Source organism: uncultured Mycobacterium sp., assembly GCF_964249325.1.
In the GTDB taxonomy this organism is placed as follows: Bacteria; Actinomycetota; Actinomycetes; order Mycobacteriales; family Mycobacteriaceae; genus Mycobacterium.
The window spans coordinates 1-6,891 of sequence record NZ_CAXUCH010000225.1; the positions used below are offsets into that span (position 1 = coordinate 1).

Consider the following 6,891-nt stretch of genomic DNA (forward strand, 5'->3'; position numbering starts at 1 on the left):
TTTACGTGAGGCAACGAATCCGCCTTCGCGCGCATCTTGACATGAGGCAACAGGCTGACAGCACGGACCGCCGTCCGCCTGCGCTGTGCAGAAACACCGAACTGTGGACAACGCGGCTCAAAGTCAGCACGCTATGGCGAAATTAGTTGCGAGACAGCAGCTCGCAGCGTCAACCAGACTGTCCCGCCCGCGCCCGCAACGTCTGCAACGCCTTGTCGGCGTGCGAGTTGAAGTTGAACTCGCTGCCGATCACGTCGAGCACCGTGCGGTCGGTGTCGATGACGAAGGTGGTGCGCTTGACCGGCATCAGCTTCCCGAGCAGCCCGCGTTTGACTCCGAACTGCTTAGCGACCGCTCCGTCGGCGTCGGACAGCAGCGGGTAATCAAAGCCGTGGTCGCCGGCAAACTTGGCTTGTTTATCCACCGGGTCGGTGCTGATACCGACCCGCAGTGCGCCGAGGGCAGCGAACTCACTGGCCACGTCGCGAAAGTGGCAGGCCTCTCGGGTGCAGCCGGCTGTTCCGGCGGCGGGGTAGAAGAACAGCACCACCGGCCCGTCGGCGAGCAGGTTGCTGAGCGAGCGGGGCTTGCCGTCCTGATCGGGCAGTTCGAAGTCTGGCGCGGTGTCACCGGTTTTCATGGCGGTCAACGCTACGCCGGTGGCCCTGATATGTCTGGAAAGATAGCTGCGTGCACGCCAACCTCGCGGCCGCCACTACGTCCCGGGAGACTTTCCGGGCGCTGGCCGCCGAGCACCGGGTGGTCCCGGTGACGCGCAAGGTCTTGGCCGACACGGAAACCCCGCTGTCGGCCTACCGCAAGCTGGCCGCCAACCGGCCCGGCACCTTTCTGCTGGAGTCCGCGGAATACGGCCGCTCGTGGTCACGGTGGTCGTTCGTCGGTGCCGGAGCGCCGTCGGCGTTGACGGTGCGCGACGGCGAAGCGGTCTGGCTGGGCACGGTGCCGCAGGACGCACCAACCGGCGGCGACCCGCTGCAGGCGCTGCGCGCCACCTTGGATCTGTTGGCCACCGCGGCTCTGCCCGGGCTTCCGCCGCTGTCGGGCGGCATGGTGGGCTTCTTCGCCTACGACTTGGTGCGGCGGCTCGAACGGCTGCCCGAACTGGCGGCCGACGACCTCAAATTGCCCGACATGATGCTGCTGCTGGCCACCGACATCGCGGCCGTCGACCACCACGAGGGCACCATCACGTTGATCGCCAATGCGGTGAACTGGAACGGCACCGACGAGCGGGTCGATGAAGCCTACGACGACGCCGTCGCGCGGCTGGACGTGATGACGACCGCGCTGGGCCAGCCGCTGCCGTCGACCGTGGCCACCTTCAGCCGGCCGAAGCCCAAGCACCGCGCGCAGCGCACCGTCGAGGAATACTGCGCCATCGTCGAACGTCTGGTCCATGAGATCGAAGCCGGTGAGGCCTTCCAGGTGGTGCCGTCGCAGCGCTTCGAAATGGACACCGATGTCGAGCCGATCGATGTCTACCGGATACTTCGGGCATCCAACCCCAGCCCGTACATGTATCTGCTGCATGTACCGAATGATGTTGGCGGAACCGACTTTTCGATAGTGGGCTCCAGTCCCGAAGCGCTGGTCACCGTGCAGGATCAGTGGGCGACGACACATCCGATTGCCGGAACCCGTTGGCGCGGGCAGACCGAGGAAGAGGACCTACTCCTGGAAAAGGAGTTGCTGTCCGACGAGAAAGAACGCGCCGAACACTTGATGCTGGTCGACCTGGGGCGCAACGACCTTGGCCGGGTCTGCGTTCCCGGTACGGTCCGCGTCGAGGACTACAGCCACATCGAGCGCTACAGCCACGTCATGCACCTGGTTTCGACGGTGACTGGGATGCTGGCAGAAGGCTGTACCGCGCTGGATGCGGTGCTCGCCTGCTTTCCGGCCGGCACGCTGTCGGGCGCACCGAAGGTGCGGGCGATGGAGCTGATCGAAGAGGTAGAAAAGACCCGCCGCGGCCTGTACGGCGGTGTCGTGGGTTACCTGGACTTCGCCGGCAACGCCGATTTCGCGATAGCGATCCGTACCGCGTTGATGCGCAACGGCACCGCCTACGTGCAGGCCGGAGGCGGGGTGGTAGCCGACTCAAACGGCGCCTACGAGCACACTGAAGCGACGAACAAGGCGCGGGCGGTGCTTAATGCGATCGCCGCCGCCGAGACGCTCACAGAGCCCGACACCGCCGGCAATGGCTAAGCCTGAGCGGCGCGGCCGGCGGATGGTTGTGACCGCTCAGTTGTTACTGGTCGTGGCAGCCGGCGGCCTGTGGGCGGCGTCGCGACTGCCGTGGGTAGTCGTGCGGTCCTTCGACGGGCTGGGACCGCCGAAGACGGCTACCGTCTCCGGTGCGACGTGGTCAGCAGCGCTGGTGCCGTTGGCGTTGTTGTTGCTGGCCACCGCCGTCGCCGCACTGGCGGTGCGGGGATGGCCGTTGCGGCTGCTGGCGCTGATGGTGGCGGTCGCGAGCCTGGCCAGCGGCTATCTCGCCATTGGTTTGTGGGCGCTTCCGGACGTGGCGGTGCGGGGGGCTGACCTCGCGCATGTACCGGTGCTGACGCTGGTGGGCAGCGAGCGGCGCTACTGGGGCGCCGCGATCACGCTGGGGGCCGCGGCGTGCACGTTGGCGGGTGCGGTGTTGCTGATGCGGTCGGCGACGTCGGCGGGGACGACGACATACACGACACCCGCGGCCCGCCGGTCGATGGCGGACCGCGATGACGGCGCGGTGTCGGAACGCATGATGTGGGATGCGCTCGACGAAGGCAACGACCCGACCGACCGTCCCCGGGAGCCGGCCCCACCGCCGGATGAAGATCCGCGACACGAAACTGACACCGAGGGTCGGTGACGGATGGCGCGCCATCGCTCGCTACCCTTCGATGGACGTCGTCAATAAATCTTGCGGGGCCCGGCGAAAGGAACCGACAGCCATGAGTTCGGCAACCGTGCTCGACTCCATCCTCGAGGGAGTCCGCGCGGATGTTGCCGCTCGTGAGGCCATCATCAGCCTGTCGGAGATCAAAGCGGCCGCTGCAGCAGCACCACCGCCGCTCGACGTGATGGCGGCGTTGCGCGCGCCGGGCATCGCCGTCATCGCCGAGGTGAAACGCGCCAGCCCATCAGCGGGTCAACTCGCGAGCATCTCCGATCCGGCGAAACTTGCCCGCGCCTACGAAGATGGTGGTGCGCGGATCGTCAGCGTGGTGACCGAGGAACGCCGCTTCCACGGCACGCTGGCCGACCTCGATGCGGTGCGCGCCGCGGTGTCGGTTCCGGTGTTGCGCAAAGACTTTGTGATCCGCCCCTATCAGATTCACGAGGCCCGCGCACACGGCGCCGACATGCTGCTGCTGATTGTTGCAGCGCTCGAGCAGCCCGCGCTGGTGTCGATGCTGGACCGGATCGAGTCCTTGGGCATGACCGCTTTAGTGGAAGTGCACACCGAAGAAGAAGCCGATCGTGCGCTGAAAGCCGGGGCGCGGGTCATCGGGGTGAACGCCCGCGATCTCACCACACTGGAAGTGGACCGGGATTGCTTCGCGCGGATTGCCCCCGGTCTGCCCACCGACGTGATCAGGATCGCCGAGTCGGGAGTGCGCGGCACTGCCGACCTGCTGGCGTATGCGGGGGCCGGCGCCGACGCGGTGCTGGTCGGCGAAGGCCTGGTCACCAGCGGTGACCCCCGGGCAGCGGTCGCTGATCTGGTCACCGCAGGCACTCACCCGTCCTGCCCGAAGCCGGCTCGCTAGCCGTCCATGGGCCATGGTCGGAAGCGTTGAACCCGATGAACCAGTTGCGCGTTGAGCCTTGGTGATGGCAGATTTCTCCGGCCCGGAGCTGCCTCGCTCCAGTGCGGCCATCGCCGAACCGACCCGCCACGACCCTGACGCTCGTGGCCATTTCGGCGCGTACGGTGGGCGCTACGTCGCAGAGGCGCTGATGGCGGTCATCGAGGAAGTCAGCGCCGCCTACGACAAGTCGCGTACTGACCAGGATTTCCTCGACACCCTGGACAAGTTGCAGACGCACTACGCGGGTAGGCCGTCGCCGTTGTACGAGGCGCGCCGGCTCAGCGAGCACGCTCATGGGGCGCGCATCTTCCTCAAGCGAGAAGACTTGAACCACACCGGATCTCACAAGATCAACAATGTGCTCGGCCAGGCGCTGCTGGCGCAGCGGATGGGCAAGACCAGAGTGATCGCCGAGACCGGCGCCGGGCAGCACGGGGTGGCTACCGCCACCGCATGTGCGTTACTTGGCCTGGACTGCGTCGTCTACATGGGCGCCGTCGACACCGCGCGCCAAGCGCTCAACGTCGCGCGGATGCGGCTGCTGGGTGCCGAGGTGGTGCCGGTGGAGTCGGGGTCGAAGACCCTCAAAGATGCCATCAACGAGGCATTCCGGGATTGGGTCACCAATGCCGACAGCACGTACTACTGCTTCGGCACCGCGGCCGGCCCGCATCCCTTCCCGACCATGGTGCGCGACTTTCAGCGGATCATCGGCCTGGAGACACGCGTGCAGATCCACGAGCAGGCCGGTCGGCTGCCCGACGCGGTGACCGCATGTGTTGGTGGCGGATCGAACGCGATCGGGATTTTCCACGCGTTCATCGATGATCCCGGAGTCCGGCTGGTCGGATTCGAGGCCGCCGGTGACGGCGTCGAGACCGGCCGGCACGCTGCCACCTTCACTGGCGGCTCACCGGGAGCTTTTCAGGGCTCGTACTCGTATCTACTGCAGGACGACGACGGCCAGACCATCGAGTCGCATTCGATCTCGGCTGGTCTGGACTATCCGGGCGTGGGCCCAGAACACGCGTGGTTGCGGGAAACCGGGCGCGCCGAGTACCGCGCCATCACCGATGCCGAAGCGATGGACGCATTCGGGTTGCTCTGTCGCGCCGAGGGAATCATCCCGGCGATCGAATCCGCGCACGCGGTGGCCGGTGCGCTCAAGCTGGGAGCCGAGATGGGCAGCGGTGCCGTGATTGTGGTGAACCTGTCCGGTCGCGGTGACAAAGATGTCGAGACCGCTGCGAAGTGGTTCGGCCTACTCGATGCTCGAGGCGACGCCCATTCATGACGGTGAAACAAAGCGAAACAAGCCGATTGGCGCCGCTTTTCCACGCATGTCAGCAGAGCAATCGGGCAGCCCTGATCGGCTATCTGCCGACCGGTTATCCCGATGTGCGCACCTCGCTCGACGCGATGAGAGCACTCGTCGAATGTGGTTGTGACCTTATCGAAGTCGGGGTGCCGTATTCGGATCCGGGCATGGACGGCCCCACCATCGCGACGGCTTCCGAGGCCGCACTGCGCGGCGGTGTGCGAGTTCGGGACACGTTGGCGGCGGTCGAGGCGATCAGTGCCGCCGGTGGCCGTGCGGTGGTGATGACCTACTGGAACCCCGTGCTGCGCTACGGGGTTGATGCGTTCGCGCGGGACTTGGCCGCGGCCGGTGGACAGGGGCTTATCACGCCTGACCTCATTCCTGATGAGGCGGACCAGTGGCTGGCGGCGTCCGATGAGTACGGATTGGATCGCATCTTTTTGGTGGCGCCGTCGTCGACGCCGCAGCGGTTGGCGGCGACAATTGAGGCGTCGCGCGGATTCGTCTACGCGGCGTCGACGATGGGTGTGACCGGAGCGCGCGATGTGGTGTCGCGGGCCGCACCCGAACTGGTGCGCAGAGTGAGGTCAGTGTCTGACATTCCGGTCGGGGTGGGCCTGGGTGTGCGGTCACGACAACAGGCCGCCGAGATAGCCAGCTACGCCGACGGGGTCATCGTCGGGTCAGCGCTCGTGTCTGCGTTAGCCGATGGCTTGTCAGCGTTGCGCGCATTGACCGGTGAGCTGGTTGCCGGTGTGCGCCAAAGGGATTCGGCATTATGACGACTACGGTTCTCGCCTATTTCCCCAGCCCGCCACGCGGGGTCTGGCACCTGGGTCCGATCCCGATCCGCGCTTACGCGCTGTTCATCATCCTCGGCATTGTCGTTGCCCTGCTGATCGGTGACCGCCGCTGGGAGGAGCGAGGCGGCGAGCGTGGCGTGATCTACGACGTCGCGCTGTGGGCCGTGCCCTTCGGGCTGATCGGCGGCCGGCTCTATCACCTGATCACCGACTGGCGGACGTACTTCGGTGGCGGTGGAGCGGGATGGGGCGCGGCACTGCGCATCTGGGACGGTGGCTTGGGTATCTGGGGCGCGGTTGCGCTCGGCGGGGTGGGGGCGTGGATTGCTTGCCGTCGCCGCGGCATTCCGCTGCCGGCCTTCGCTGACGCGGTGGCTCCGGGCATCGTGCTGGCGCAGGCGATCGGCCGCCTCGGGAACTACTTCAACCAGGAGCTCTTCGGTCGCGAGACCACACTGCCGTGGGGCATGGAGGTGTTCTACCGGCGCGACCCGGCCGGATTCGTCGACGTGCATTCGCTCGACGGCGTGTCGACGGGCCAGCTGGCGATGGTGGTGCAGCCCACGTTCCTCTACGAAATGCTCTGGAACATCCTCATCTTCGCTGCACTGATCTATCTGGATCGGCGGTTCACGATCGGCCACGGCCGGCTGTTTGCGCTCTATGTAGCCGGCTACTGCGTCGGCCGGTTCTGCATCGAGCTGTTGCGGGACGACCCGGCCACCCATATCGCCGGGATCCGAGTCAACTTGTTCACATCGACATTTGTGTTCGTCGGCGCGGTGGTCTACATCATGCTGGCGCCCAGGGGACGTGAAGATCCCGCGACGCTCGGCGGCACCGCTGGTCGCGCCGAGGAAGCACCGGCGCCCGAGCCGGCCACCGCACTTGCCGCTGTTGCTTCGGCCACAGGTGCCGGTGACGCGGCAACGCTCAGCGG

The 6,891-nt window shown here is 66.5% G+C and carries 7 protein-coding genes; 6 read left to right on the forward strand and 1 reads right to left on the reverse strand.

Features of this window, described 5'->3' with window-relative positions; all coding sequences use genetic code 11:
• Nucleotides 1-169 precede the first annotated feature (169 nt).
• Nucleotides 170-640, reverse strand: coding sequence for a peroxiredoxin (locus ACFE99_RS20695; protein WP_375488283.1), 471 nt, complete (start codon nt 638-640; stop codon nt 170-172).
• A 50-nt stretch (nt 641-690) separates the two neighbouring features.
• Between ACFE99_RS20695 and ACFE99_RS20700 the strand changes: the two genes are divergently transcribed.
• From ACFE99_RS20700 to lgt, 6 genes are all read left to right on the forward strand, one after another.
• Nucleotides 691-2,232, forward strand: coding sequence for an anthranilate synthase component I (locus ACFE99_RS20700; protein ID WP_375488284.1), 1,542 nt, complete (start codon nt 691-693; stop codon nt 2,230-2,232).
• Nucleotides 2,225-2,884: a TIGR02234 family membrane protein gene (locus ACFE99_RS20705; RefSeq protein ID WP_375488285.1), complete on the forward strand. Its 660-nt coding sequence runs from the start codon at nt 2,225-2,227 to the stop codon at nt 2,882-2,884. The genes ACFE99_RS20700 and ACFE99_RS20705 overlap by 8 nt, the downstream gene beginning before the upstream one ends.
• 82 nt (nt 2,885-2,966) lie before the next feature.
• On the forward strand, nt 2,967-3,785 hold the full coding sequence (gene trpC / locus ACFE99_RS20710) for an indole-3-glycerol phosphate synthase TrpC (protein WP_375488286.1): 819 nt from the start codon (nt 2,967-2,969) through the stop codon (nt 3,783-3,785).
• Nucleotides 3,786-3,849: 64 nt separating this feature from the next.
• Complete coding sequence (trpB, locus tag ACFE99_RS20715; protein ID WP_375488287.1) at nt 3,850-5,121, forward strand: tryptophan synthase subunit beta; 1,272 nt, start codon at nt 3,850-3,852, stop codon at nt 5,119-5,121.
• Nucleotides 5,118-5,930 (forward strand): tryptophan synthase subunit alpha, encoded by an 813-nt coding sequence (trpA, locus tag ACFE99_RS20720; protein ID WP_375488288.1) that lies wholly within the window; start codon nt 5,118-5,120, stop codon nt 5,928-5,930. Before trpB ends, trpA begins: the two co-directional genes overlap by 4 nt.
• Nucleotides 5,927-6,891 (forward strand): prolipoprotein diacylglyceryl transferase (gene lgt / locus ACFE99_RS20725; protein WP_375488289.1); only part of this gene is annotated, 965 nt, incomplete at its 3' end. The genes trpA and lgt, both read left to right, overlap by 4 nt.

Bases quoted from the DNA above. Each gene is read 5' to 3' on its own strand.
- ACFE99_RS20695 (WP_375488283.1), bottom strand. From the start codon at position 640: ATGAAAACCGGTGACACCGCGCCAGACTTCGAACTGCCCGATCAGGAC.
- ACFE99_RS20705 (WP_375488285.1), top strand. From the start codon at position 2,225: ATGGCTAAGCCTGAGCGGCGCGGCCGGCGGATGGTTGTGACCGCTCAG.
- trpC (WP_375488286.1), top strand. From the start codon at position 2,967: ATGAGTTCGGCAACCGTGCTCGACTCCATCCTCGAGGGAGTCCGCGCG.
- trpB (WP_375488287.1), top strand. From the start codon at position 3,850: ATGGCAGATTTCTCCGGCCCGGAGCTGCCTCGCTCCAGTGCGGCCATC.
- trpA (WP_375488288.1), top strand. From the start codon at position 5,118: ATGACGGTGAAACAAAGCGAAACAAGCCGATTGGCGCCGCTTTTCCAC.